The following is a 25,525-nucleotide window of genomic DNA, read 5'->3' on the forward strand; positions in this document are numbered from 1 at the left end:
AAAAACCAGCTCAAAGGGGCTAGTTTTTTTAGTTTAGTTCATTGCCAAAATAGCCGTATTCAAAGCAGTCGCGAAAGTTACCCAAAGCAGATATGGGACCATAAGACCTGAGGAGAGCGGACTGGCCTTTCTAAACTGAATAATACAAAGAACGATCGCTACCCATAGTGGAATGATGACCAAAAGTCCAAGTAATGGCGATTGCATGCCGAAAAATGCCGGGGACCAAAGTGCGTTTAGAACTAGTTGAGCGGTATAGAGCTTCAGCATCGCCTTTTTTTGAGGATGATCACTTTTCCAAATCAGAAAACATGCGATTCCCATCAGGATATAAAGCAAAGTCCAAACTGGACCAAACAACCAACTCGGTGGATTCCAACCCGGCTTGATCAGGGTTGGAAACCAAGTTTTCACTGAAGAAAAAGTAAAAAAAGCGCCCAAGCCTCCGACTAGTTGAGGGAGTGCAAGGCTGATAATTAATTTGAGCCAGTTTGCCATAATCAGATCGTTTCGAGCAGGGTACGAAAGGCTATAGCCTTATCTTGATAGCGTTCTTGGGTTTTAGCGCGGAGTGCAGCAGCGTGTTTACTTTCGTATTCCATCATCATTTTCAAATTCTCAGTGAAGTATTGAATGCAATAATTCGTAGTGCCGTCTTCTGAATTATGGATCAGCCTAAAAAACTTATGATCATGGAAAATTCCTGTTTCCATGACCTCTGGGATATGGGTAGTTTTCATCCAAGCTATAAAATCCTGCTCGATATCGGGGGATACGTTTATGGTAATATTGTAGAGGATCATAATGAGAGAAGTGGGTTTTATTTACTTTTGTGGCTAACAAAGATGAGATTGTAAAGTTAAAAATCTCAATTCGAAACGCATCCTATCTTTTAAATATGCAAATAGATAACCCATCTAGTGGGAAACTTCAGATTTCAAGGTTATCAATCGCCAAGATAATTATCGTTGCTCTTCACCTTGTAGGAATCATCGGCCTCAGCTTACCGGAATATCAGGATTTGTTTTTGAAACTGACTCCAGCTCAGCTGTTGTCATCTTTAATTTTGATTTTAATCTTTCACAAAGGCTGGACCGATGCTTTTCCAATATTTGCAGCAGCAGCATTTTGGATTGGATTTGGATCGGAAATTATCGGAATTCACACAGGATATTTATATGGTGACTATGTTTATGGACCTACATTAGGACCCAAGCTTTGGGACGTTCCTATCATCATTGGAGTCAATTGGTTTATTTTGAGCTACCTCACCGGAACACTATTTCGGAATGTTACCAATGATTATCACGCAGCTTTTCTTGGTGCAATAGCAATGACCTCCTTGGACTATATCATCGAACCTGTAGCTGTCACCCTCAATTTCTGGGCATGGAAGTTTGACGTTATACCGGTAGAAAATTACGTCGGTTGGCTAGGTGTCTCATTTTTGATCCAGCTGATCTACCGAAAAGCAAATTTTGAAAAGTCAAATCCGATTGCGGCATTCCTTCTAATGGCTCTCATCCTTTTCTTTGCTATTTTAAACTTCACTTTGGCGGTTTAACCAAATTTAATTCCACTTGAATTGCCATTCTTGTTCACATATCTCGCAGATTTGAATTTATTATCTAACAAAATTTTCCGAATCAAGTTGTTTCGATGATGATTACAGCAATAGCATTCATAGCATTAGGTTTTGCTGCCATGGAATTTTCCGGTTGGTTTATCCATAAATACCTGATGCATGGTCCACTCTGGGTGATTCATAAGACACACCATGAGCCTTCGAAAACGTTTTTCGAGCTGAATGATTTGTTTTCTGTTTTATTCGGAAGTGTTGCTTTGATCCTGATCTTCAAAGGAGTAGACACTTTGGATTACCGCTTTTGGATGGGTATGGGAATCAGTCTTTATGGCGTACTTTATTTCGTTCTGCATGACGTATTGGTACACCGTAGATTAAAATGGTTTGACCGACCTAAGAATACATTCCTGAAGGGAATATTTAAAGCCCATCAGGCTCATCACCGAACAAACCAAAAAGAAGATGCTGTTTCTTTTGGTCTTTTTGTAGTCCCCAAAAAATTCTTTAAAAACGAAGAACATTGAGCACGTATTCAATCAAAGATCTGGAACAATTGTCGGGCATCAAGGCCCATACCCTTCGTATTTGGGAACAGCGATACAATCTGCTCAATCCGAAGCGGACCGATACCAACATTCGTTTCTATGATGACAACGACCTCAAGCTCATTCTCAACGTCGCGCTTCTCAACGACAATGGATACAAAATAAGCAAAATTGCCTCCATGAATCAGGAAGAAATGCGGGCAGAAGTAATGAAGCTGACTGACCGCACGCTCACGCATGATGACCAGATTCACGCACTCACCATTTGTATGATAGAAATGGACGAGGAGCGCTTTGATAAAGTCCTTTCAACCAATATTCTAAAATTGGGTTTTGAACAGACGATGATGAATATTGTCTATCCGTTCATGTCCAAAATCGGCGTCTTGTGGCAGACAGGGGCTATAAATCCTGCCCATGAGCATTTTATTTCCAACCTTGTCCGCCAAAAACTGATTGTAGCGATCGATGGGCAAGTAGTCAGTAGCGAAGGCAAAAAATTCCTGTTGTTTTTACCTGAAGGTGAACTGCATGAAATTTCACTTCTATTCGCCTCCTATCTGATCAAAAGTAAAGGAAACAAGGTGATCTACTTAGGTCAAAACACTCCAAATGAAGACCTCCTCGCTGTCTATAAAATTCATCAGCCGGACTTTATGCTCACGGTGATCACTACATCACCTTCCTCCGAAAATGCGCAAGACTACTTAAATTTACTTGCGAAACGTTTTTCGGAAACTCAAATTCTGGTAACCGGATACCAAGTAATTGGACAGGACTTAGTCATGCCATCCAATGTGAAGTTGATGAATTACATCCGCGATATTAAAGAACTTCTCGATGAGGTAAATTTGGTGTCCGAAGAGAAATAGTTTAACAAAAACAAATTTTAATTAAACAAAGGCGTCTTACCAAAAAGACGCCTTTACTATTTATAGTGGCCAAATTTGACCCTAAATCCTCCTAGTTAAATTTTTTGTTTAATATTTTTAAAAAATAATTCAACATTATGCTTGCTTTTTGTTTAATCATTCATAGATTTGATTCAACAAAAACGAACAGCCATGACGACTCTAGAATTCAGCTACTCATTAAACAAGCTCTCAAGCTCGTTGAAGCCTTTTGCAATGAAATTGACACGGGACGTGGACGATGCAAATGATCTTTTGCAAGACACGATGGTGAAGGCCTTCACCAATAAAGACAAGTTCACCGAAGGCACTAACCTTAAAGCATGGCTGTACACCATCATGAAGAATACCTTCATCACTAACTATCAGCGTATGGTGCGAAGAGGAACTTTCGTGGATACCACTGATAATTTGCATTACATCAATTCGAGCGACTCATTAATCGAAAATGGTGTTTTTGGAAACTTCACCATGGATGACATCAATGAAGCTATCGATAAGCTGGATGATGTCTACAAAACACCATTCATGATGCACTTTCGCGGTTTCAAGTATCATGAAATTGCCGACAAGCTTCAAATTCCGATAGGAACTGTAAAAAATAGAATCCATATTGCCCGCAAACTTCTCAAGGAAGACCTGATGGTCTATAAGCATAAAAATTAATTCAATGCAAAATAAACAGATTGTGGTCATCGGGTCCGGTTTTGCAGGGCTTTCCGCTGCCACATATCTAGCAAGTGCCACGAGTTGTTCAGTTACCCTTCTTGAAAAAAACGATTCCCCAGGCGGTCGAGCCAGAAAGTTCGAACACCAGGGGTTTGTTTTTGATATGGGTCCCAGTTGGTATTGGATGCCGGATGTTTTTGAAGATTACTTTGCTCATTTTGGTAAAAAGCCAGCTGACTATTATGATCTGATTCGCTTGGATCCATCCTATGCAGTAGTGTATGGAGAAAATGATGTGTTGGATATTCCGGCAGATCTGGGCAAATTCAAAGAAATGCTGGACCAAATCGAGCCGGGTGCAGGTGTTCAACTCGATAAATTTTTGGCCCAGGCAAAATATAAATATCAGGTTGGCATCCATGACCTCGTGAAAAAGCCAAGCCGATCACTGCTGGAGTTCGTTTCGCCGAGTCTTTTGGTGGATATGATCAAAATGGACATCTTCCAATCGATGTCCAAGCATGTGAGAAAGTATTTCTCGCACGAGAAGATCATTAGACTGATGGAGTTTCCAGTACTTTTCCTGGGAGAAACAGCCGAAAATATTCCTGCATTATACAGCTTGATGAATTATGCAGATATCGCTCTGGGAACTTGGTATCCCAAAAAAGGAATGCACGAAATCATCAAAGGAATGGTGGCATTGGCTGAAGAAAAAGGTGTAAAAATCCGATATTCAGCCGAAGTGGATACTATTGAAGTGGTAGACGGGTTAGCGAAAAGTGTCCGCCTTAAATCCGGAGAAATCATCTCAGCCGAAATAATTGTGGCTGGAGCAGATTACCACCACGTAGACAGACATTTGTTGGATTCCAAATACAGTAATTATTCTGAATTCTATTGGGACAAGCGGGTGATGGCCCCATCCAGTTTGCTTTTTTATCTTGGAATAAATAAACGACTGAAAAATCTTCGTCATCATAACTTATTCTTTGACGAGCCGCTTGGACCACATGCGGACGCAATTTACACCCATCCAAGGTGGCCCGAAAAGCCGCTTTTCTATGCATCCGTTCCTTCAATCACTGACCCGACAGTAGCCCCGGAAGGCATGGAAAATTTATTTCTCTTGATTCCTTTGGCTCCGGATCTGGAAGACTCAGAGGAAATGCGGGAAAAATATTTTGGAATTATTATGGACCGCTTGGAAAAGATTTCCGGTCAGGAAATCCGTTCTCACATCGTCTACAAACGGTCTTATGCGCATACCGATTTTAAGTCGGATTACCATGCGTTCAAAGGAAATGCCTATGGATTGGCGAATACACTACTTCAAACCGCTATTTTAAAGCCCGGATTGAAAAACAAAAAAGTAAAAAACCTGTATTATACTGGTCAACTGACAGTGCCCGGACCCGGGGTTCCACCGTCATTGATATCAGGAGGAGTTGTGGCTAGAGAGGTGATAAAAGAAAACAATTTGTAGACAAAATGGTATATTTTAGCAATGGATGCAATTGCGCTTTTTGACCAAACCACACTGGAGTGTAGCCGCCTGATCACGCAGCGGTACAGTACCAGTTTTACCCTTGGAATCAAAACCTTGGACAAAAAGTTACACCTTCCGATATATGCCATCTATGGTTTCGTCCGTTATGCGGACGAAATAGTGGACACCTTCCACAATCAAGACAAGCAGGCTTTATTGGAGCGGTTCAAAAAAGACACCTACGAGTCCATAGAGATGGGTATTTCGCTGAATCCCGTCCTTCATGCATTCCAACTTATCGTGAACAAATACAAGATTGACCTGGATTTGATCGAGGCCTTTCTTCACAGTATGGAAATGGACCTTGATTTTAAAACCTACAACGACTCCAAATACCAGGAATACATCTATGGATCGGCTGAGGTAGTAGGTTTGATGTGCTTAAAAGTCTTCTGTGAAGGGGATCAAACCCTGTATCAGAAACTCCGGGAACCAGCCTGTAAGCTGGGAGCGGCTTTCCAGAAGGTTAATTTCCTGCGTGACTTGAAAAGTGACTATGAGGAGCGGGGAAGGGTTTATTTCCCAGGCGTTGATTTCAACCAATTTGATAAAAATGTCAAATCGCTGATAGAAGCAGACATTCAAAAGGACTTTGATGATTCACTCATCGGCATCGAGCAACTTCCAAAAAGTGCCAAGCTCGGGGTGAAAGTTGCTTACCTCTATTACCAGAAGCTCTTTGACAAAATCAAAGGACTTCCGGCCGAAACCATCACACAAAAGCGAATCCGAATACCCAATTCTCAGAAAATCTCGCTACTGATCGGAACTTACTTCGAATCCAAACTCGGGCTTACCTGATGGAAAAGTATCTCTATTTGGTTGTCAATCTCTTTGCACTTTCTTATCCTTTGGCGCAGTCTTTTGAGCAGAGAATCAAATTTTCCTCCCATTGGTATGCCTTGTTCCCTGCCATTTTAATAAGCGGAACATTTTTTTTGATTTGGGATTTTTGGTTTACCCGGATGGGCGTTTGGGAATTCAATCCTACCTATTTGTTGGGAATTTATTTCTTTGACCTGCCGCTGGAGGAATGGTTATTCTTCATTACCGTTCCTTTTGCATGTGTTTTCATCTATGAAGTTCTGATTTATTTCTTCCCAAAGGATTACTTCCTGCCATTTGCAAAGCCATTTATCTACGTCATGATCCCTTTCCTGATCGGATTGGGACTGCTTCATTTAGACAAATGGTACACATCTGTCAATTTCCTCGTGGGTGCCGCAGCGCTCTTGATCCATTTTGTGATTTTCAAAGACAAATACTTTGGAAGATTTCTTTTTGCTTATCTGGTGCACTTAATTCCTCTGATGCTTTGCAATGGAATCCTTACAGGAGGCTTAACAGTGGAGCCAGTCGTGATTTACAATAACTCAGAAAATCTTGGAATCAGGATATGGACTGTCCCGATTGAAGACACCATCTATTCAATGACGCTGTTTCTAATGAATATCAGTATCTTCGAGAGTATTCGAAGCCGAAAAAACAATTCCATTACCAAGCAGTTAACAAGGCAATGAAAAATCTCCAGGTTCAAATTGACGACCATTCCGGGTTTTGCTTCGGTGTAGTCTACGCCATAGAAATGGCCGAAGAAATTCTGGATGAACAGGGTTATTTATACTGTTTGGGCGATATCGTGCACAACGATGAAGAAGTCAACCGTCTGACCCGAAAAGGACTCAAGATTATTGACCATGAAGAATTGTCCAAACTCAACAATGAAAAGGTCTTGATCCGGGCTCACGGGGAACCACCCTCCACTTACGAATTGGCGATCAACAATAATCTGACCCTGATTGATGCCAGCTGTCCGGTCGTACTTAAGCTCCAAAATCGAATCAAGAATTCTTTTGACAAGGACGAAACGATCTATATCTACGGCAAGCATGGACATGCTGAGGTCATCGGGCTATTGGGACAGACTAACAACAAAGCGGTGGTATTTCAGGACATCTCAGAATTGGACATCCCCAGCTTACCCAAGAGCATTACGCTCTACAGTCAGACCACAAAAAGTACAGACAAATTCTACGAAATAAATGAAATTCTAAGGCAAAATGGGATCACCGTCAACACGAATGACACCATCTGTCGGCAAGTGTCCAATAGAGACAAAGAGCTGCGGGATTTTGCGGAAAAATTCGATAAAATAATTTTTGTCAGTGGTACCAAATCTTCGAACGGTAAGGTTTTGTACAATGTCTGTAAGGAAAAAAACCAGCACACCTATTTTGTGTCTAACCCGGATCAAATTGATACCGAATGGTTTGATACAAATGACACTGTCGGAATCTGCGGGGCCACATCCACGCCAATGTGGCTCATGGAGCAAGTGAAGGAGCGTATTCTCAACCTTTGATAAAACCGATTCGCTATGAATCCGGCGACTACCCTTATTCCCAAAAGCATTGACCCAAAAGGACTTTTGATCGGCTGGGGGATAATTTTACTTTGGTCAACATCCCTTATTTATCTGCTTCAGGTCAAGCTCAGCTGGTCCAATCCACTGACTTACCTGGGGATTCTTATCCAAATGCACCTCTACACCGGTCTTTTTATTACTGCTCATGATGCGATGCATGGCATTGTTTCATCCAACAAAAAATGGAACAAATTCACCGGGTTAATCGCTGCATTGCTGTTCTCTTACAATTTCTACTGGAAATTATTCCCAAAACATCACGAGCATCATCGCTATGTGGCCACGGATAAGGATCCGGACTATCATCCTTCCGGAAATTTCTTTCTTTGGTACTTCAGCTTCATCAAGCAATATGTCACGATCTGGCAGATTCTTTTGATGGCAGCGACATTCAACATTTTGAAGCTTTTCATCCCAACCGAAAATCTGATCGTGTTCTGGATGACACCTGCAATCCTTTCTACTTTACAGCTCTTTTTCTTCGGAACCTACCTCCCGCACATGGGAGAAAGTGACAACAAACATCATTCAAACTCACAATCCAAAAATCACCTTTGGGCGTTTATCAGCTGTTACTTTTTTGGCTATCATTATGAGCATCACGACTCACCGGGCACTCCCTGGTGGAGACTTTGGCGCGTGAAAGAGAAACAAACAGCTTGATTTCGTTGATTTTTGTCAATTATTAGACAATCAGGAAACTTTCTGGGGGATTTTCGATTTTATTTCTAAACCAACTTCCATATGCACTTTAGATTGACATTTTTACTCGTCTTTTTAATCCCATTACAGGTTTTTTCTCAAGGAGTCATTCGTGGCCGAGTCTTCAATCCTGTCAATAATGAACCCATTGCCTTCGCCAATATTTTAATTCTAAATACAGATATTGGAGCAATTACGGACGAAAATGGAAAATACGAAATCAGTCCTATAGCACCGGGTCTTTACAATGTTAGGGCAAGTTTTGTTGGATTCAAAAGTTCTACCGCTTTTGAAGTTCAAGTCACCTTAGCGAAAGCAGTTCAGTTAGATTTTGAGCTGGAAGAAGATGCCTCTGAACTGAGTGAGGTGGTGGTTAGCAGTGAATTTACCAGATCGGAGGAGACGCCATTATCTGTCCGTAAACTCAATACCAATGAAATCGAGCGCTATCCTGGCGGGAATAGGGACATTTCACGTGTCATCCAGGCTTTGCCGGGTGTAGCAAGTACGCCCAGCTTTCGCAATGATATTCTGATCCGTGGTGGAGCGCCTAATGAGAACAGGTTTTATGTGGATGAAATAGAAGTTCCCGTCATCAATCACTTTTCGACACAAGGTTCATCAGGAGGTCCAGTTGGAATTCTGAATGTAAACCTGATCAAAAACCTGGACCTCATAGCCGGCGGATTTCCTGCCAACCGGATGGATGCCCTGAGTTCCTTTTTTGAAATCCAACTCAAGGAAGGCCGTCGGGACAAAATGGCCACACAACTGACGGTGGGCGCGTCCGAGCTGACTTTATCCAATGAAGGTCCACTTTCAGAAAAAACAACCTATTCCTTTTCGGCCAGAAGGTCTTACTTACAAGGTTTGTTTAGACTATTAGGACTGCCATTCCTCCCAACTTTCAATGACTTCCAAGTCAAGACCACAACGAAGTTAAATGCAAAAACCGAACTGACATTTATTGGATTGGGGGCCATTGACAACTTTGCACTCAATCAAGATATTCCTGACGATGAAACAGCTGAGGAGCGGGAAAACCGACTCTACCTATTGGATGTACTTCCAATTCAAACACAATGGAATTACGTCACCGGAGTGAAACTGAAGCGCTTTCGGGAAAATGGCTTTTGGACCTTGGTCCTCAGTCGCAACATGCTGAATAACCAATCCTTCAAGTATGCAGGAAATGACAATACTTTAGAATCCAACCTGCTCTTTGACTATAAGTCTCAGGAATCAGAAAATAAATTCCGGGCAGAAAACAGCATTTTCGGCAAAGGATATACGCTCAAATACGGATTCAATTACCAGTATTCGCGCTATTTCATCAGCAATTTTGATAGATCCACTCTTTCAAGTTCCAGTGAGGTAATCGATGTAGCGTCCACTACATTCTTCAATCAATACGGAGCATTTATATCAGGGAGCAAAAATTTCTATTCAAATCGACTCTTACTGACAGGCGGACTAAGGATGGATGGCGCTGACTTTGCTAAAACCGCCTCTAATCCTCTCAATCAACTTAGCCCACGAGTTTCGGCCTCTTACCAATTAAGACCAAATCTCTTTGCAACTGCGAACGCCGGAGTTTATTACCAAAAACCGCCTTATACTGTCTTAGGATTCAGAAACAATGAAGGAGAACTTGAAAACCAAGAAAATGATGTACGATTTATCAGAAACTCCCAACTGATTGCAGGCATTGAGTTTTTGGTACCTGAGAAAAACCGAAGATTCACCGCCGAAGCATTCTACAAAAAGTACAGTAATTATCCTTCCTCCATTCGAAATGGAATAGCACTGGCCAACTTAGGGGCAGACTTTGGCGTGATCGGCAATGAACCCGTGCTGTCCGATGCCGAAGGAAGAGCCTACGGTTTGGAGATTTTGGCGCAGCAGCGATTATTCAATAATTTCTATGGAATCGCATCTCTGACGCTGGTCCGAAGTGAATTTACCAATCCAAATACTGCTGGATTTGTACCCTCCTCATGGGACAATAAATTTATTGTGAGTTTGACAGCGGGGAAGCGATTTGGCAAAAATTGGGAAATTGGTACGAGATGGAGATTTCTTGGCGGAACTCCCTATACTCCATTCGATCTGGAAGAATCCAGCCTGATCAGTAACTGGGATTTGAGGAATTCAGGTATCCTTGATTACAATCAAATCAATGCTATCCGACTGAATCCTTTCCATCAGTTGGATCTGAGAATTGACAAGAAATATTTCTTCAACCGCTGGAATCTCAACTGGTATGTGGATATACAAAATGCATACAATTTCCAGGCAGAGCAACCTCCGATTTTAATCCCGATTCGTGACGATGCCGGAAAACTTCTTGTCAATCCCAATGATCCATCTCGCTATCAGCTGAAATTACTCGAAAATCCGGCTGGTAATATCCTTCCGACCGTAGGGATAATTATAGAATTTTAAAATCTCGTCCCGGGCTCAAAAAGTAGCTTAACAATTCGATCAGCTTTGGATGCATCAGAATTAGTGCAATAGCTGAATTCCACCTATTGCTTCTGCCCCGCATCGGAAAGTTTGATAACCAAGGGAAGTTTACCGGGGTCAGCCTGCAGGCATGCAATCAACGCCTTGGAATGGATGTGGAAATTTCATCTCGATAAAGCTTAAAAATGACTTTGTCGCCTTCTTCTTTTACAATTTCCTGCCGAATAGGTTTTGAGATTGGCATATAGAGAACCTCTTTTCCCATGGACATCAGCTGTTTTTCCTCAAATTGATAGTCGTCAACTGTTCCTCAGACTTTGAGCATGCCAAAAGCTTTGCCGGATGGCAAGAGCGCAACAGGTGTTTTGATGAATGTCCACCCCCCTTTTCCTGATAACCTCTCCAAAAAAAAATCACCTGCGACCATCTGTTCCATAAAAAAAGCCGACTATCTGGCCGGCTTAAAATTGTTGATTTTGGTCTGATTACGGTAATCTCCAACGGACGTTTAGACCAAATCCTGCCCTAAATTCTGTTTCTTCAACCAAAAACAAATAGGGTCTGAAGTCCAATCCAAGGGTAATCGGTACTTCTGAAAATGCATATTCGGCACCTACCTCACCCGCTGCTCCAAACCTGAAATTATTTCCGAGGTAGACCGCCGGGCCAAAACCTGCATACCACTGAAAATCTGTGTCCGGGATATCATCAAAGATAGGATTCCAAAGTGCATCGATCCCGAGTCCATTCCCTCCAAAACTGACATCAGCATGGATTCTACTGAATTCACCAAGGGCGAAAACCCCGTCGATGGCGACGTTATTTCCGTAAAAATCTCCAAACCGAAGACCAATTTCCTGAGCTTGTGATTTCAATGAAGCCAGTAGGGTAAAGCCCAATACAAGAGCGAATAGTTTAAGTGTTTTCATATAGCTGTTAAAAGTTTGATCCAAACTTAGCGAAAATTGGGCCAAGTCCGCTGAAGGGCCATTTTCAATTGTTACTTTCAAAAATTTCAGTACCGATTCTAAGTACTTCTTTGACCAGCAAATCCATGTCTTCCATTCGCGTTCGTTGGTTGACATTGGCTACCCTGAGCGTGTATTTCCCATTCAAAATTGTCGAGCTTGGAGAGGCAATCCCTTCCTCCTGCAGCCGAAGTAAAATCTCCCGGTTTAGCTCCCGAAGCTGGCTCTCAACATAGCCGGGCTGAATCATCCGAAAACAAGTGATGCTCATCGAGACAGGTGCCATCAATTCTAACTTTGGATTTCCATTGACCAATTCAGCCAAGTATTCCGCTTGACGGTTGTTTTGGGCGATCATCTGTGCATATTTCTCTCGGCCATGCTCCTTGAGTGACATCCAGATTTTGAGTGCTTTGAAGCCCCGGGAAAGCTCAAAGCCATAATTATTAATTGAATCCAGGCCACCGGAGAGCCCTCTACTTTCCTGAATTAAATAATTGGGCGTTAGCGCAAAGGAATCACGATGTTTTTTGGCATCTCGAATGAGTGTACATCCAACTTCATAAGGTACATAGAGCCATTTATGCAGATCAAAAGCCAAACTATCGGCCTCTTCAATCGCCTTTAAGGGTCCTGCGTATTTCGGATCCAGTTTTGCCAAAGCACCGTAAGCTCCGTCCACATGAAACCAAAGCCCATATTTTTTTGAGATTGCCAATAAATCATCCATGGGATCAATCGCTCCGGTATTTACAGTGCCGGAAGTCCCAACGATACAAAACGGCAACAATCCTTTTTGCATGTCTTGTTGAATCTGAGCCTCCAGCTCCTCGACTTTCATTTCATAGGATTCGTTTACTCCGATCTTTCTTACTGCCTCCGTACCCAAACCAATAATTTCAGCAGCTTTTTGAATACAGGAGTGAGTCTCCACCGAGCAATACAAGACCAATTGAGCAGAGGCAGATTTTAGACCTATGGTTCTGATTTTTTCATCCCTAAAAGAATTCCTTGCTACGGTTAGTGCAGTGATATTGGCCATGGATCCCCCACTAACCAAAATTCCGGAGGCGTCACTTGGAAAATTCATCAGTTGCTTGCACCAGTTGACCACTTGTCGATCCACATACATCGCCGCATGTTCTCCGATTGCCACATTGGGGTTCATCCCCGATGCAAGTAAATCCGCCAAAACTCCCAATGGTGTTCCTGTGCCCTGGATCCAGGCAAAAAAGCGGGGATGCACATTGCCCTTGTTGTAGGGGAAAATATTGTTTTTGAATTCCTGGTAGATGGTTTCCGGGTCCTGCCCAAGCTCCGGAATCGGCTGATCTAGAAATTCCTTTACCTCGGAAGGAATAGGCTTCCAAATTTTCTCCTCTCTTATTCCCTTCCAGTAATCAAACAAGTCATCAATCATCTGATGCCCAAGTTGGCGCATGGATTCCCAGTTTTCAGGGTCAAGGGTGAGGTTAATATTTTTCTTTTCAGTCATGTTTTTAGGGTTATCCAATCTGATTATCCGCAATCCTGCCAGTAATTAAGAATTATGCTTTAGAAGTTGCGGCTAATCGTCCACAGACGACGGTCGACGGTCCACAGCATGTTCTAAGGAACTTCAAACGATAGTTAATAGGGTTACTGGTAAGAAAGCGGATATACATATTATCCAATTACCAGGATGAATATTCAGAAGTAGGGGTGATCAAGTAGCTTATTTTTTGAAAATAAAATACACTGCCAAGATCAGAAACAAGGCGCCCACCGCGTGATTCCATCGCAAGGTTTCTGTTTTGAAAGCGATGAGGGTGAAAATCATAAAAATCACCAAGGTGATGACTTCTTGAAGGACTTTGAGCTGAACTAAGGAAAACGGCCCACCATTACCAGCAAAACCAATTTTATTGGCCGGAACCTGAAACAGGTATTCAAACAGGGCGATCCCCCAACTGATCAGAATAATGGAGACCAGCCCCAGCTTATTAAACCATTTCCACTCAGCAAACTTCAGATGACCATACCAGGCTAAGGTCATAAAGGTGTTGGAAAGGACAAGAAGTCCGATGGTAAGGAGTGCTTTCATACCCAAGAAGATTTAAAATCAAATTTAGCGTAGAAAAACTGGTTTTAGGCTAATCCGTGTGAGACCACACCGAAAGTCACAAGACGACCAAAACTTTTCAAAATGGGGGTTTTTATTCAATCAAAAATCAAAACAAAACATAGACATCAGCTTCAATTTGAATATATTGCCTAATAAACTACTTGCCCTATGAAAATGACATTTTTTTCTTTTTACCTTCTTTTCAACATCCTGCCATTACGAGCCTATTCGCAGCAAGAGAATCCAACAGCGATTCTACAAAGTTGGTACAGCACCGACGGAACCAATTCTTTAATCTTGGCGATTGGAGAAGATTTTGCGTTGTATGACGGTCAGGTTTGGGCGCTGAAATCATCAGAGGATGGCACCATAGCGATTCATCAGGGCTCAGAAATGCGAACGCTTACGCTGAATAAATCCGGAGATAAAGCCATTCTCACCGAAGCAGACAAAGAGTTGGCTGTTCGCTCCTCCAAATCTACCGATCTCAAAAATCGCAAGGTTGGCCAAACTGACGTTTCCAAAGATTTTTTCCGGGAAGATCAAGTGCTTCTTCAGGGAGTTTTCCTGCCAAAAGAGGCTATGCCCTCCACCATCACCATTATTTACAACCATGCTTTCAGCGAAGAGCAACTCCAGTTTACAGGTGATGTGGATGAGAAGGGACTATTCAAAGTCATATTTCCTTTAGACTATCCCCAAGAAGTAATGGTCCGAATCGGAAATGCATTTTTCACATATTTCTCCAAACCCAGCGCCAAGCAAATCATGGTAGTAGATGAGCGCTCCTTTGGTAGCGGCCAAGCTACTTGGACTCAAGTAAAAAACATCGACTTCATGGGAGATTTGGCTGTAGAAAATGAGGAAAGAAGACTTCTAAATCCCGAATTCATGAAGGTGAGGGATTATTTCATCACCGACAGTATGCAGAAGAACCTCGATCCCGAGGCTTTTTTAAATTATAGATTAGGCTTGATGAAAAAGCACGAGGACTTTTTCAGAAATTATTTTGACTCTCTTCCCGTCAGCCCGCTGATGCAGGAAGTACACCTTCGCAATGCACGAACCTATGCTGGGGACGACCTAATGCGATACATTTGGCTTAATCCTATCATAGAAAACGGACAACAGGTTCTTCGTGAAGTCTCCGATGTTTACATCGCTGAGGTAAAGAAATTGATAACAGCAGATCGGGAGGATTTAATGACGGCTGAGTTTTCTGGATTCATGCGTGAATTCTCCATGCCTACCCGGAAATCGGAATCCGAAAAGTCAAAAAAAAGAGGTGATCAGCTGATCTATGACTATCTGAAATCCTTGAACTTGAGCGATTCTCTTCTGGCTGATCTTGAAAATTGGAAAATACAACTAGACAAAGGAACCCCACCTCAAGAGATGAAAAATCCGGAAAGGTTGGTCTCCTTGATGAAGGAGAATCAGGAAACACTAATCAATTTTAGGTTCCAGGCCATGTGGGAAAACCTTCTGGAAAAAGTTTCAGATCTACCTCCGATTCCCAAATCAAGCATCATCTCCACATTCTTTGACATGGTGTATCTCAGCAGAGGTCAGCAAATCCCTGAGTTTATTCAGGCCCAATTTGATCAAGTCCAGCTCGACCAGAATATCCTTGCGATTATTGAAGACAAAATCGATTACTTCGAACGGAGTAAAAATGCAAAATTCGTGGAAGGAGTAGCGATAGCAGAAAATGCAGACAATGTCCTTGCGGAACTGAAAGAAAAACATCCCGGAAAGGTTATTTACATCGATGTCTGGGCAACTTGGTGTGGACCATGCATCAGTGAATTTAAAAATGCCGAAATCCTAAAAAAGGAAGCTCCCGAAGGAGTAGTTTTCGCCTATATCTGCGCCCAATCTGAACGTGAAGCCTTTGAAAACCAAATCAAAAAATACCAACTGGCAGGTGAACACTACTTTCTGGATCAGGAAGCCTATCAGCAATTTGACAAAGAGCTCAATATCACTGGATTCCCGACCTACTTGCTCATCACCAAAGAAGGCAAACTCATCCGAGAGGGAATCCATCGGCCCAGTTCAGGCGACCAGCTTCTCCAGCAACTGGAAAAGTTTGTCTCTCGATAAACAGTAATTCATATCTCAAAAAATCAACTGATACATCTCCTCCAACTTACTCACCTGTAGGATTTCGATTTTGAATTTCTTCAGGTCCAATCCCTTTACTGCATACTTTGAAACCATAATTTTCTTAAAACCGAGTTTATCTGCTTCTGCGATCCGGTTTTCGATGCGTGATACAGCCCGGATCTCTCCGCCCAGTCCCACCTCGCCGGCAAAAGAAATATGTTCGGAAACCGGGGTATCCTCATAGCTCGAAATCAGCGATGCACACACAGCCAAATCCAGACCCGGATCATCGACTCGAAGACCTCCGGCCACATTCAAAAACACGTCCTGTTGCCCCAGTCGCATTCCACCACGTTTTTCCAGCACTGCCAATAGCATATTCAATCGCTTTGCATCATGTCCGGTGCTGCTCCGCTGCGGCGTACCATAAGTCGCAGGACTGACCAAAGATTGAATCTCGATCAAAAGTGGGCGATTCCCCTCCATCATTGCGCCAATAGCCACACCATTAAGTACTTCTTCCCGCTGGGTAAGCAAAATCTCTGATGGATTAGCCACTGAGCGGAGACCCTCTGCCCGCATCTCGTAAATACCAAGTTCGAGCGTTGAGCCAAATCGGTTCTTGGAGGTCCGTAGAATTCGGTAAGTCAAATGTCGATCTCCTTCGAATTGAAGGACGGTATCAACCATGTGTTCGAGGACTTTTGGTCCCGCAATCGACCCGTCTTTGGTAATATGTCCGATCAAAAACACCGGCGTTCCAGTTTCCTTGGCGAACTTCATCAGCTCAGCCGTGCATTCCCGTACTTGAGATACTGACCCTGCGGCTGATTCCACGTATTGGCTATTCAGGGTCTGAATGGAGTCTATGACCAACAAATCAGGATTAAGTACTTCGATCTGCTGAAAAATCTGCTGGGTATTTGTCTCAGAAAGGACATAGCAATCGGGATTTTTGGCTTCCATCCGGTCTGCACGCATCTTGATTTGGGCTTCGCTTTCTTCACCTGAAACATAGAGAATTGTCTTTCCTTTCAATATCAATGCAATCTGAAGCATCAGCGTTGACTTGCCAATTCCCGGTTCCCCGCCGATCAAAACCAACGAGCCCGGCACAATTCCTCCTCCCAGTACCCGATCCAATTCCGGGTCTCCAGTGACCCAGCGGGCTTGGGCCTCATAGTTGACTTCTGCGATTTTTTGAGGGGAATTCGTCTTTTTGACACCCGTTCCTTGCGGTTTCCAGCTTCCCTTTCCGGTTTCTTCTTTCTGAATGATTTCCTCCACATAGGTATTCCATTCTCCACAGGCCGGACAGCGCCCGATCCACTTAGGACTTTGGACTCCGCAATTTTGACAGAAAAAGGTGGTTTTTACTTTAGCCATTCTTGAAATACGAGGAACGAGTTATGAAATACGATGGGAAGAGAAGTTCTAAACCCAAACTTTCTATGAAATCCAATTAGCACACAAAATTTTTTAATCTTCCAATTTTAAAATCTTCCAATCTTAATGTGCCTGAAGCCAATCCGTCCCCACACCCACTTCCACTTCGATCGGCACAGGTAATTTGATCGCTTTGGACATCAGTCCCGGAATTTCCCTTTTCAACAACTCCACTTCATCCTTGTGTGCGTCAAAAACCAATTCATCATGCACCTGCAGGATCATTTTGGACTTGAGGTTTTCCTTTTTCATCCACTCGTAGACATGGATCATGGCAACTTTGATCAGGTCCGCAGCCGAACCCTGAAGCGGTGCATTGATGGCGTTTCGCTCAGCAAAACCGCGCATGGTCATATTTCGGCTGTTGATATCTCGGAGGTAGCGGCGACGGCCTAGGATAGTTTCGACAAATTCATCCTTTCTGGCTTTTTCTATTGCCCCTTCCATGTATTCTTTCACGGCAGGAAATTCCATAAAATAGGCATCAATGATTTCCTTGGCTTCCCCTCTTGGAATAGCCAGTCGCTGAGCCAAGCCAAAAGCCGAAATCCCGTAAATAATACCAAAATTAGCGGTTTTGGCTTTTCTCCGCATATCTGACGTTACTTCTTCCAGCGGCACTTTGAAGATCTTTGCAGCCGTGGTAGCATGAATGTCCCTCCCATTTCGGAAGGCTTCCAACATGGATTCATCCTGTGAAAAAGCAGCCATAAGTCGGAGCTCTATCTGGGAATAATCCGCTGAAAGCAACACGTGATTTTCGTCTCTGGGAACAAAGGCCTTTCGGATTTCCCGACCACGGGCAGTTCGGATGGGAATATTTTGGAGGTTGGGATTGATCGAGGAAAGTCTCCCTGTGGCTGCGACAAATTGATTATAAGTCGTGTGAATTCGGCCGGTTTTCGGATTGATCATGGTCGGCAGCGCGTCTACATAAGTTGATTTTAGCTTCACCATCTGTCGGTACTCCAAGATCGCCTCGGCTATGGGGTGTTCATTGGCCATTTTACTGAGTATCTCCTCTCCTGTGGCGTATTGACCGGTTTTGGTCTTCTTTGCTTTGGGATCCAATTTCAGTTTTTCAAAAAGCACATCGCCCAGTTGCTTAGGCGAAGCCAGATTGAATCTGACTCCGGCGAGTTCATAGACCTTCTTTTCGATCTCCTGACTCTCTTTTTCCAGCAGCACAGAAAGTTCTGCAAGACTCTCCGTGTCGACTCGGACACCTTCAAACTCCATTTCAGCCAAAACCCGAATGAGCGGATTTTCAACATCCTCAAAAAGTGACTCCAATCCGTTGCCTCTTAGAATCGGATCAAATTTCTCCTTCAGTCTTAGGGTAATATCTGCATCCTCTGCTGCATAGGACGTTACTTCATCTTCATCCACATCCCGCATATTACCCTGATTTTTACCTTTTTTCCCAATCAGTTCCGTGATGGATACCGGCATGTAATTCAAGTACTGCTGTGCCAACCAGTCCATGCTGTGTTTTCCCTCCGGCTCGATCAGGTAATGGGCAAGCATGGTGTCATAGAGCGTCCCCTTTATCTCAATTCCATAATTCTTCAACACCAGCATGTCGTATTTTACATTTTGACCGATTTTGGTGATGGCTTCATTTTCAAAAACCGGACGTAAAATCTCCAAAATTTCCTGGGTCTCGGTCTGATTCTCTGAAACGGGAATGTAATAGGCCTCGCCTGGAAGATATGAAAATGACAAACCTACCAACTCAGCTTGCATTGCATCCAGCGCCGTGGTTTCGGTATCAAAGCATATTTCCTTTTGTAAAAGCAAGTACTCCACCAGCTCTGTGACTTCCTTTTTCCCTTTTACCTTGTGGTAATTATGAACATTGGACCAGATGGTATCCAAGACTGGCGGCGGGCCTACTTCCGGTAGTTCCTCTTCTGTAGACTCTTGGGAACTTGCTGTAACTACAGCAGGCGATGCCGTGGCAGCTCCAAATAAATCCATCTGAGCAGGTGCACCCAGACTGGCTTTTTTTGCACTCGGTTCTTTGAAAATACGTGCAGCGAGTGTTCTGAATTCCAGCTCGGTGAAGATGGCTCTCAGCTTTTCCTCATCGATCCCATCATACCTCAGTTCCTCCTCATGAAAGTCCACCGGCACATCGATTTTTATGGTTGCCAATTCCTTTGATAGGATTCCCTGTTGGGCAAAGTTTTCCACATTCTCCCGCTGCTTTCCTTTCAGCTTATCGACATTGGCAATCAGGCCTTCCAATGAACCGTATTCTTTCAGCAATTTGACGGCTGTTTTTTCTCCGATGCCGGGAATGCCGGGAATGTTATCCACCGCATCACCCATGAGTCCCAAGATGTCACGAACTTTGTCTACATGATCTATGTCCCATTTTTCACAAACCTGCTTTGGCCCCATCACATCGACTGCATTACCCATAAAAGCAGGTTTATACAGGAAAATATGGTCATCGACAATCTGGCCATAGTCCTTGTCAGGAGTCATCATGTATACGGTAAAGTCTTCCCTTTTTGCTTTTTTGGCCAAGGTACCGATGATGTCATCAGCTTCGAATCCGTCCATTTCAAGGATAGGGATCCGAAACGCCCTGACAATCTCCTTGATCCAAGGAATTGCCGTGGTAATATCTTCAGGCTGTTCCAGGCGGTTTGCCTTATACGGTTCGTACTGGACATGACGAAAAGTTGGGGCCTTTGTGTCGAACGCCACCCCAATGTGGGTAGGTTTTTCCTTATCCAGCACCTCAACCAGGGTATTGGTAAACCCCAACATCACACCTGTGTTCAGCCCTTTTGAATTGATTCTTGGGTTCTTGCTAAAGGCAAAGTGGGCCCGGTAAATCAGGGCCATGGCGTCTAATAAAAATAGCTTATGCGCTTGTTTTTGGGACATTTTTGAATGGAATTTTGGTAAATAGTCAGGTCAAACCCGCGCTTCTAAGTTACCATTTTTCCGCTAGGGTCTTCAAAGGATTTAGCGTATCGTCGGATAATGACAGAGTTTGGAGTTCAATTTGGATTGAGTAATTTGTCCAAAACTTAAATATTTATCGCTATGAAAAAGATCCTTACCATCCTTGCATTATTCCTAAGTGTGCAGTTTGTACATGCGACACCGGAAAAAGATCCCAAGAAAGAACTCACTGAGGCACAACAAATCCGGTTGGCTGAAATGGAAGAAAGGCTTGAAGAAATAAAAGCCATGGATTTCAAATCGATGAGCAAAGACGAGATCAAGTCGATCAGAACAGAAATGAAAGAAATGAAGGAGGAGGCTAAAAAGGCCGGAAACGGCGTTTACCTTTCTGTGGGTGCCATTATCATCATTTTACTTATTTTGATCTTGATTCTTTAAAAAAAATACAGGCTGTCTTTCAATTCAGTAAGACAGCCTGCTTTTTAAAAATAAGTTATAGCGTTCCTTTGAGCGCTTATTTTTTTTCCAATTCATCCTGCTCGTTAAGGTAATTTTTCACCTGCAGGCTTCTGAGAAAAATCAAAATCAAGGGAACTAGCCACACCAGTTCATTGAATACCAAATGAAAAATACTACGCTTGTTCCAGCTTAGATCGGGAGCAAACCCCAAGGTAAACCAAATTGCCGTGATGATTTTTCCGGTGATTCCAGCAAGAATTAACCATACCCAGCTCACCGGATAAAAGGCAGACACAAAAACGACCAGTCCTACCACAATCCCAAAAGTCCCAAAATAAGAGGAGGGAAGTCCCGCAAGATCTCCGTTCCCCATCGCCATCCATTGAAGTAGCTGCGGCCCAAACCACTTGTAAAACGCAGACCAGGCAATGGTGTACATCCCTGCCAAAAGCAGCAATCCTCGAAAATGCATGGGGAACGTAGGGTTTATTGTATTTTGATCCATGAGTGGTTTGATTATTTGGGGCGATTTAAACACCTTCCGGTGCTTTAAGTTTGGTATTTACACAAAACTATCCAATGGAACGAAAAAACCACCTTCACTCCCAGGCTTTTCTGCTTTTAGCAGCAACTGCCTTCTTGGCCCTCGGCTTTACGATAGGTCGAAATGCCGGAGAAATCACCCCAATCTCCATAGAAGCCGCCGCCGACTTAGTCGGACTTTCTTTTTCTCCCGCAGAAAAAGACAGCATGATCAGTGCGTTGAATACACAACGGGACAATTTTGAAATTCTCCGAAAAACAAAACTGGAGAATTCCGTTGCTCCTGCGCTGATTTTCAATCCCCTTCCCCAGGGCTTTTACCCAAATCAAGACCAGAAAACTTACGATTGGGGTTTACCTGTAACGGTGGAATTACCCGAAAAAGAGAGTGACATCGCCTATTTGCCAGTAAATCAGCTGGCTGTTTTGATCAAAAACAGAAAGATCACATCCGAACAACTGACCAAAATCTACCTCGATCGGATCAAAACCTACGCTGACACACTGCAATGTCTGATCACTTTGCTGGAGTCACCTGCTTTGGAGAAGGCCCGGGCCATGGATCAGGAGCTTGCAGCCGGGAAATATCGGGGACCACTTCATGGCATCCCCTATGGCATCAAGGATTTGCTTTCAGTCAAAGGGACCAAAACCACTTGGGGAGCAACTCCTTATAAAGATCAATCTTTTGATGAAACAGCCACTGTGGTTCAAAAGCTGGATGATGCGGGTGGAGTCCTGATCGGAAAATTCACGATGGGCGCACTCGCCATGGGAGACATTTGGTACGGAGGTGTCACTAAAAATCCCTGGAACCTAAACCAAGGTTCCAGCGGCTCCTCGGCTGGATCTTCTTCAGCTGTGAGTGCCGGTCTGATACCCTTTGCCCTTGGCACAGAGACATTGGGATCAATCGTTTCGCCTTCGACGAGAAACGGCGTGACGGGACTTCGTCCTACCTATGGCAGAGTAAGTAAAAATGGCGCTATGGCCCTAAGCTGGTCCATGGACAAGATCGGCCCGATTTCACGCTCAGTCTTGGACAACGCCATTGTTCTTTCTGTTCTGAATGGAAAAGATGTAAAAGATGCCTCCACTATTTCCGCTGCTTTCAACTACTCCGCTAAAAATGATGTCAAAAAGCTTAAAGTCGGTTATTTCAAGGCATTCTTTGAAGGGGATCGTGCAAGTAAAAATGATCAGAAAGTACTGGAAGTACTCAAGGCTCAAGGAATCGAACTTCATCCGGTTGATCTCAAGACAAGTATCAATCCTGGGCCTCTTGTAAACATGCTTTTGGTCGAGGCTGCCGCAGCATTTGATGAACTTACACGCTTGAATTTGGATGATCAACTTGTGGCCCAGGGTAAAAATTCCTGGCCGAATATCTTCCGTGCAGCCCGTTTTATTCCAGCTGTAGAGTATGTTCAAATGAGTCGTCAGCGAAGCGTCCTGATCGAGGAGATGCATGAATTAATGAGCCAGTACGACGTGATCGTGACGCCTTCCTTTGCCGGACAGCAACTGCAGATCACCAACCTCACCGGACATCCGGCTCTGTGTATGCCAAATGGATTTTCAGCCAACGGCAGCCCTACTTCCATTACCCTCCTAGCTAACCTTTTTGAGGAGGAAAAACTGATTATGCTTGGTCGACTGATCCAGGAAAATACCGACTGGCAAGCTCAGCGTCCTCCGATGTTTAACAAATAGAATTGAGAAACCCTGAAGGGTAAAAAGTAAAAAAGGCCTTTGATATTTTTTTTCAAAGGCCTTCTTTACTGTAAATCATGATTTTACTTTATGCGTGTTCGGATAGCTGCACATAGCCAAACAATGAATGGCTAGATCACCAGTTTAACGTTACTGTTGACAGTGGACCGTCGTCTGTGGACGTGTATCCGCCCGGTTTATACCAAAATTCATTCAACGTACACCTTTGCGGATACACCTATTTTACTTTACTATTCCTGATATTTTAATGTTGGTAGGCTTCATAAACCAGACTTTCTGTGTCGTCTCAATGGAATAATGATCCAACCTGTTGGTAGCCAGATTCAAATGAAACTCCCCAAACGTGGAAGTTTTAAAAAAGAGGTTTTCTTCACTTGAGTGGAAGGTAATGGAGGAAGGATAATCACGCGTGTATTTGATTTTGATGTTTTTGACTTTCCCTTTCTCCTCCGGCAACAGCTCATGGATCAAATATTCATATTTCGTGTCTGTCGAATACGCTCGCGCCAATGAAGGGGAATTGATGTCAGCCTGATAAAACGCCAGGAACTCTTCTTTCCAATCGGCTGCTGAATAGACCAATTCCACCGTCTTTTCTTCCCCGTTGATTCGGGAGGTTTTAATCACCGAAGCACCGTCGATTTTGGCTATTTCCACATCAAAGAATCCACTCAAATTAAAGTAGGGAAGTTGCTCCATTTCTTTACTTTCTTCGCCAGATACGCAAGCAAAAAACGCAAAAACCAGCACACTTAGGATAAAGTATGATCTGAACTTCATTACTTCAACAGGATTTCACCGGTCATTTCGGATGGAATTTCAATACCCATCAGCTTCAAAATCGTAGGAGCCAAATCGCCCAATTTCCCATCAGTCACCTGAATTTGTTCTGTGTCATCGACCATGATAAAAGGAACAAGATTCGTGGTATGCGCAGTATTTGGAGTCCCGTCCTCATTGATCATCATATCCGAATTTCCATGATCTGCAATCACGATGATGGTATATCCGTTGGCCAAAGCCGTGGTCACCACACTGTGGGCACACGTGTCTACTGCTTCACAGGCTTTCACTGCCGCATCAAAGTCCCCGGTGTGCCCCACCATGTCCGCATTTGCAAAGTTAAGACAGATGAAGTCGGCACTTTTCCTTTTTAGCTCTAAATTGATCTTTGAAGCAATCTCAAAAGCACTCATTTCGGGTTTAAGGTCGTAGGTCGCGACTTTTGGTGAAGGACAGAGAATTCGGCTCTCTCCGATAAACTCCGTCTCCCTTCCTCCGGAAAAAAAGAAGGTCACGTGTGGATACTTCTCCGTTTCAGCGATTCGGATCTGCTTCTTACCGGCCCTTTCCAAGACTTCACCGATGGTATTGTTGAGGTTGTCTTTTTCAAAAAGTACTTGGACACCGGAGAATGTATTGTCGTATTGCGTGAAAGTGATGTAGTCCACATTCAGCTTTTTCATATGGAAATCCTCAAAATCCCGCTGCGTAAGTACCTGTGAGATTTCTCTGCCGCGATCCGTTCTGAAGTTGAAGCAAATCACCAAGTCACCCTCCTCTATGGTTGCAAGTGGTTTATTATTGGATCCCACATGAATTATAGGTCTGATAAACTCATCTGTCACGTTGTTGTCATAGGATTTTTTGATGGCCACCAGGATATCTTTTGATTTTTCTCCTTCCCCTTTGACCATGGCATCGTAGGCGAGCTTGATCCGCTCCCATCGATTGTCCCGATCCATTGCATAATATCTGCCTATTACAGAGGCTATTTGTCCCACAGACGAATTCAAATGGGCTTGAAGCTCTGCCAAGTATTTGATTCCCCCTTTTGGGTCTGTGTCACGTCCGTCGGTGAATGCATGGATAAATACCTGTTCCATTCCATGGGATTTGGCCGCATCACAGAGTCCTTTTAAATGATTGATATGAGCATGGACACCGCCGTCTGATACCAATCCCATGAAGTGTGCTTTTTTTCCGGCTGCTTTTGTTTTGGAAAAAGCTGAAGCAAGAACCGGGTGAGAATTCAATTCTCCATTGACCACAGCAAGATTGATTTTGACCAAATCCTGATAGACCACTCTACCGGCACCGATGTTCATGTGACCTACTTCAGAATTTCCCATTTGTCCTTCGGGGAGCCCCACTGCCAATCCCGAAGCTTCCAGCTTAGCGTGGGGATATTTGACGTAAAGACTGTCCACAAAAGGTGTTTTTGCTTTGTCAATTGCAGAAACTGCAGGATTGGTGGCAATGCCCCAACCATCCAAAATCATCAATAAAACTTTCTTGTCCATGGAGCAAATATATTACTTTTCAATCCAAACTTCCCCCCAGAATCTTTTCTGACATGAGTTGTCTGCCTGATTTTTCTATTCC

Annotated in this window: 23 protein-coding genes and 1 pseudogene; 13 read left to right on the top strand and 11 right to left on the bottom strand. The window is 43.4% G+C overall.

Features of this window, described 5'->3' with window-relative positions:
* Positions 1-33 precede the first annotated feature (33 nt).
* Together C4S61_RS07750 and C4S61_RS07755 are read right to left on the bottom strand one after the other, a co-directional pair.
* Entirely contained in the window at positions 34-498 is a 465-nt protein-coding gene (locus tag C4S61_RS07750) for a TspO/MBR family protein (protein ID WP_103924222.1), read from the bottom strand.
* 2 nt (positions 499-500) lie between these two features.
* Positions 501-803 (bottom strand): DUF4286 family protein, encoded by a 303-nt coding sequence (locus tag C4S61_RS07755; RefSeq protein WP_103924223.1) that lies wholly within the window; start codon positions 801-803, stop codon positions 501-503.
* Positions 804-898: 95 nt separating this feature from the next.
* Here C4S61_RS07755 and C4S61_RS07760 point away from each other — a divergent pair, with 95 nt between their 5' ends.
* The 10 genes from C4S61_RS07760 (at position 899) to C4S61_RS07805 (ending at position 10,831) form a co-directional block, all read left to right on the top strand.
* Positions 899-1,564 (top strand): carotenoid biosynthesis protein, encoded by a 666-nt coding sequence (locus tag C4S61_RS07760; protein WP_103924224.1) that lies wholly within the window; start codon positions 899-901, stop codon positions 1,562-1,564.
* A 98-nt stretch (positions 1,565-1,662) separates the two neighbouring features.
* A complete protein-coding gene (locus C4S61_RS07765) occupies positions 1,663-2,109 on the top strand; it encodes a sterol desaturase family protein (protein WP_103924330.1) in 447 nt (148 codons plus the stop codon).
* Entirely contained in the window at positions 2,106-3,002 is an 897-nt protein-coding gene (locus C4S61_RS07770) for a MerR family transcriptional regulator (RefSeq protein ID WP_103924225.1), read from the top strand. Before C4S61_RS07765 ends, C4S61_RS07770 begins: the two co-directional genes overlap by 4 nt.
* A gap of 192 nt (positions 3,003-3,194) precedes the next feature.
* Complete coding sequence (locus C4S61_RS07775) at positions 3,195-3,707, top strand: RNA polymerase sigma factor (protein ID WP_103924226.1); 513 nt, start codon at positions 3,195-3,197, stop codon at positions 3,705-3,707.
* Between the two features lie 4 nt (positions 3,708-3,711).
* Complete coding sequence (locus C4S61_RS07780) at positions 3,712-5,196, top strand: phytoene desaturase family protein (protein WP_103924227.1); 1,485 nt, start codon at positions 3,712-3,714, stop codon at positions 5,194-5,196.
* A gap of 21 nt (positions 5,197-5,217) precedes the next feature.
* Entirely contained in the window at positions 5,218-6,060 is an 843-nt protein-coding gene (locus C4S61_RS07785; RefSeq protein WP_103924228.1) for a phytoene/squalene synthase family protein, read from the top strand.
* Positions 6,060-6,779 (top strand): lycopene cyclase domain-containing protein, encoded by a 720-nt coding sequence (locus tag C4S61_RS07790; protein ID WP_103924229.1) that lies wholly within the window; start codon positions 6,060-6,062, stop codon positions 6,777-6,779. Before C4S61_RS07785 ends, C4S61_RS07790 begins: the two co-directional genes overlap by 1 nt.
* Positions 6,776-7,621, top strand: a complete 846-nt coding sequence (locus C4S61_RS07795) for a 4-hydroxy-3-methylbut-2-enyl diphosphate reductase (protein ID WP_103924230.1) — start codon at positions 6,776-6,778, stop codon at positions 7,619-7,621. The genes C4S61_RS07790 and C4S61_RS07795 overlap by 4 nt, the downstream gene beginning before the upstream one ends.
* A 15-nt stretch (positions 7,622-7,636) precedes the next feature.
* Positions 7,637-8,347, top strand: coding sequence for a fatty acid desaturase (locus tag C4S61_RS07800; protein ID WP_103924231.1), 711 nt, complete (start codon positions 7,637-7,639; stop codon positions 8,345-8,347).
* 81 nt (positions 8,348-8,428) lie between these two features.
* The gene (locus C4S61_RS07805) at positions 8,429-10,831 is read left to right on the top strand and encodes a TonB-dependent receptor (protein ID WP_103924232.1); all 2,403 of its coding nucleotides are present in this window, start codon (positions 8,429-8,431) and stop codon (positions 10,829-10,831) included.
* A 157-nt stretch (positions 10,832-10,988) separates the two neighbouring features.
* Here C4S61_RS07805 and C4S61_RS22640 read toward each other — a convergent pair.
* The 4 genes and pseudogenes from C4S61_RS22640 to C4S61_RS07825 form a co-directional block, all read right to left on the bottom strand.
* A pseudogene (locus tag C4S61_RS22640) lies at positions 10,989-11,150 on the bottom strand (YdeI/OmpD-associated family protein); the annotation flags it as partial.
* A gap of 187 nt (positions 11,151-11,337) precedes the next feature.
* On the bottom strand, positions 11,338-11,781 hold the full coding sequence (locus tag C4S61_RS07815; protein ID WP_103924331.1) for an outer membrane insertion C- signal: 444 nt from the start codon (positions 11,779-11,781) through the stop codon (positions 11,338-11,340).
* 64 nt (positions 11,782-11,845) lie between these two features.
* Positions 11,846-13,315, bottom strand: a complete 1,470-nt coding sequence (locus C4S61_RS07820; RefSeq protein WP_103924234.1) for a pyridoxal phosphate-dependent decarboxylase family protein — start codon at positions 13,313-13,315, stop codon at positions 11,846-11,848.
* 219 nt (positions 13,316-13,534) lie between these two features.
* Positions 13,535-13,903, bottom strand: coding sequence for a DMT family protein (locus C4S61_RS07825; protein ID WP_103924235.1), 369 nt, complete (start codon positions 13,901-13,903; stop codon positions 13,535-13,537).
* A gap of 189 nt (positions 13,904-14,092) precedes the next feature.
* Here C4S61_RS07825 and C4S61_RS07830 point away from each other — a divergent pair, with 189 nt between their 5' ends.
* Positions 14,093-16,030, top strand: coding sequence for a TlpA family protein disulfide reductase (locus C4S61_RS07830; protein ID WP_103924236.1), 1,938 nt, complete (start codon positions 14,093-14,095; stop codon positions 16,028-16,030).
* Between the two features lie 15 nt (positions 16,031-16,045).
* Here C4S61_RS07830 and radA read toward each other — a convergent pair whose 3' ends face one another.
* Positions 16,046-17,419, bottom strand: a complete 1,374-nt coding sequence (gene radA, locus C4S61_RS07835) for a DNA repair protein RadA (RefSeq protein ID WP_103924237.1) — start codon at positions 17,417-17,419, stop codon at positions 16,046-16,048.
* A gap of 123 nt (positions 17,420-17,542) precedes the next feature.
* Positions 17,543-20,380, bottom strand: a complete 2,838-nt coding sequence (gene polA, locus C4S61_RS07840) for a DNA polymerase I (protein ID WP_103924238.1) — start codon at positions 20,378-20,380, stop codon at positions 17,543-17,545.
* A gap of 162 nt (positions 20,381-20,542) precedes the next feature.
* Here polA and C4S61_RS07845 point away from each other — a divergent pair, with 162 nt between their 5' ends.
* Positions 20,543-20,842, top strand: coding sequence for a hypothetical protein (locus tag C4S61_RS07845; RefSeq protein WP_103924239.1), 300 nt, complete (start codon positions 20,543-20,545; stop codon positions 20,840-20,842).
* A gap of 76 nt (positions 20,843-20,918) precedes the next feature.
* On the opposite strand, the gene C4S61_RS07850 is transcribed toward C4S61_RS07845, so the two are convergent.
* A complete protein-coding gene (locus tag C4S61_RS07850; protein ID WP_103924240.1) occupies positions 20,919-21,368 on the bottom strand; it encodes a hypothetical protein in 450 nt (149 codons plus the stop codon).
* Between the two features lie 74 nt (positions 21,369-21,442).
* On the opposite strand from C4S61_RS07850, the gene C4S61_RS07855 reads away from it, so the two are divergent.
* Positions 21,443-23,119, top strand: coding sequence for an amidase (locus C4S61_RS07855; protein WP_103924241.1), 1,677 nt, complete (start codon positions 21,443-21,445; stop codon positions 23,117-23,119).
* 243 nt (positions 23,120-23,362) lie between these two features.
* On the opposite strand, the gene C4S61_RS07860 is transcribed toward C4S61_RS07855, so the two are convergent.
* On the bottom strand, positions 23,363-23,920 hold the full coding sequence (locus C4S61_RS07860; protein WP_103924242.1) for a hypothetical protein: 558 nt from the start codon (positions 23,918-23,920) through the stop codon (positions 23,363-23,365).
* A complete protein-coding gene (gene gpmI, locus C4S61_RS07865; protein ID WP_103924243.1) occupies positions 23,920-25,443 on the bottom strand; it encodes a 2,3-bisphosphoglycerate-independent phosphoglycerate mutase in 1,524 nt (507 codons plus the stop codon). The genes C4S61_RS07860 and gpmI overlap by 1 nt, the downstream gene beginning before the upstream one ends.
* Positions 25,444-25,525: the final 82 nt, after the last annotated feature.

It is taken from the genome of Algoriphagus boritolerans DSM 17298 = JCM 18970, from assembly GCF_900108085.1.
Lineage (GTDB): Bacteria > Bacteroidota > Bacteroidia > Cytophagales > Cyclobacteriaceae > Algoriphagus > Algoriphagus boritolerans.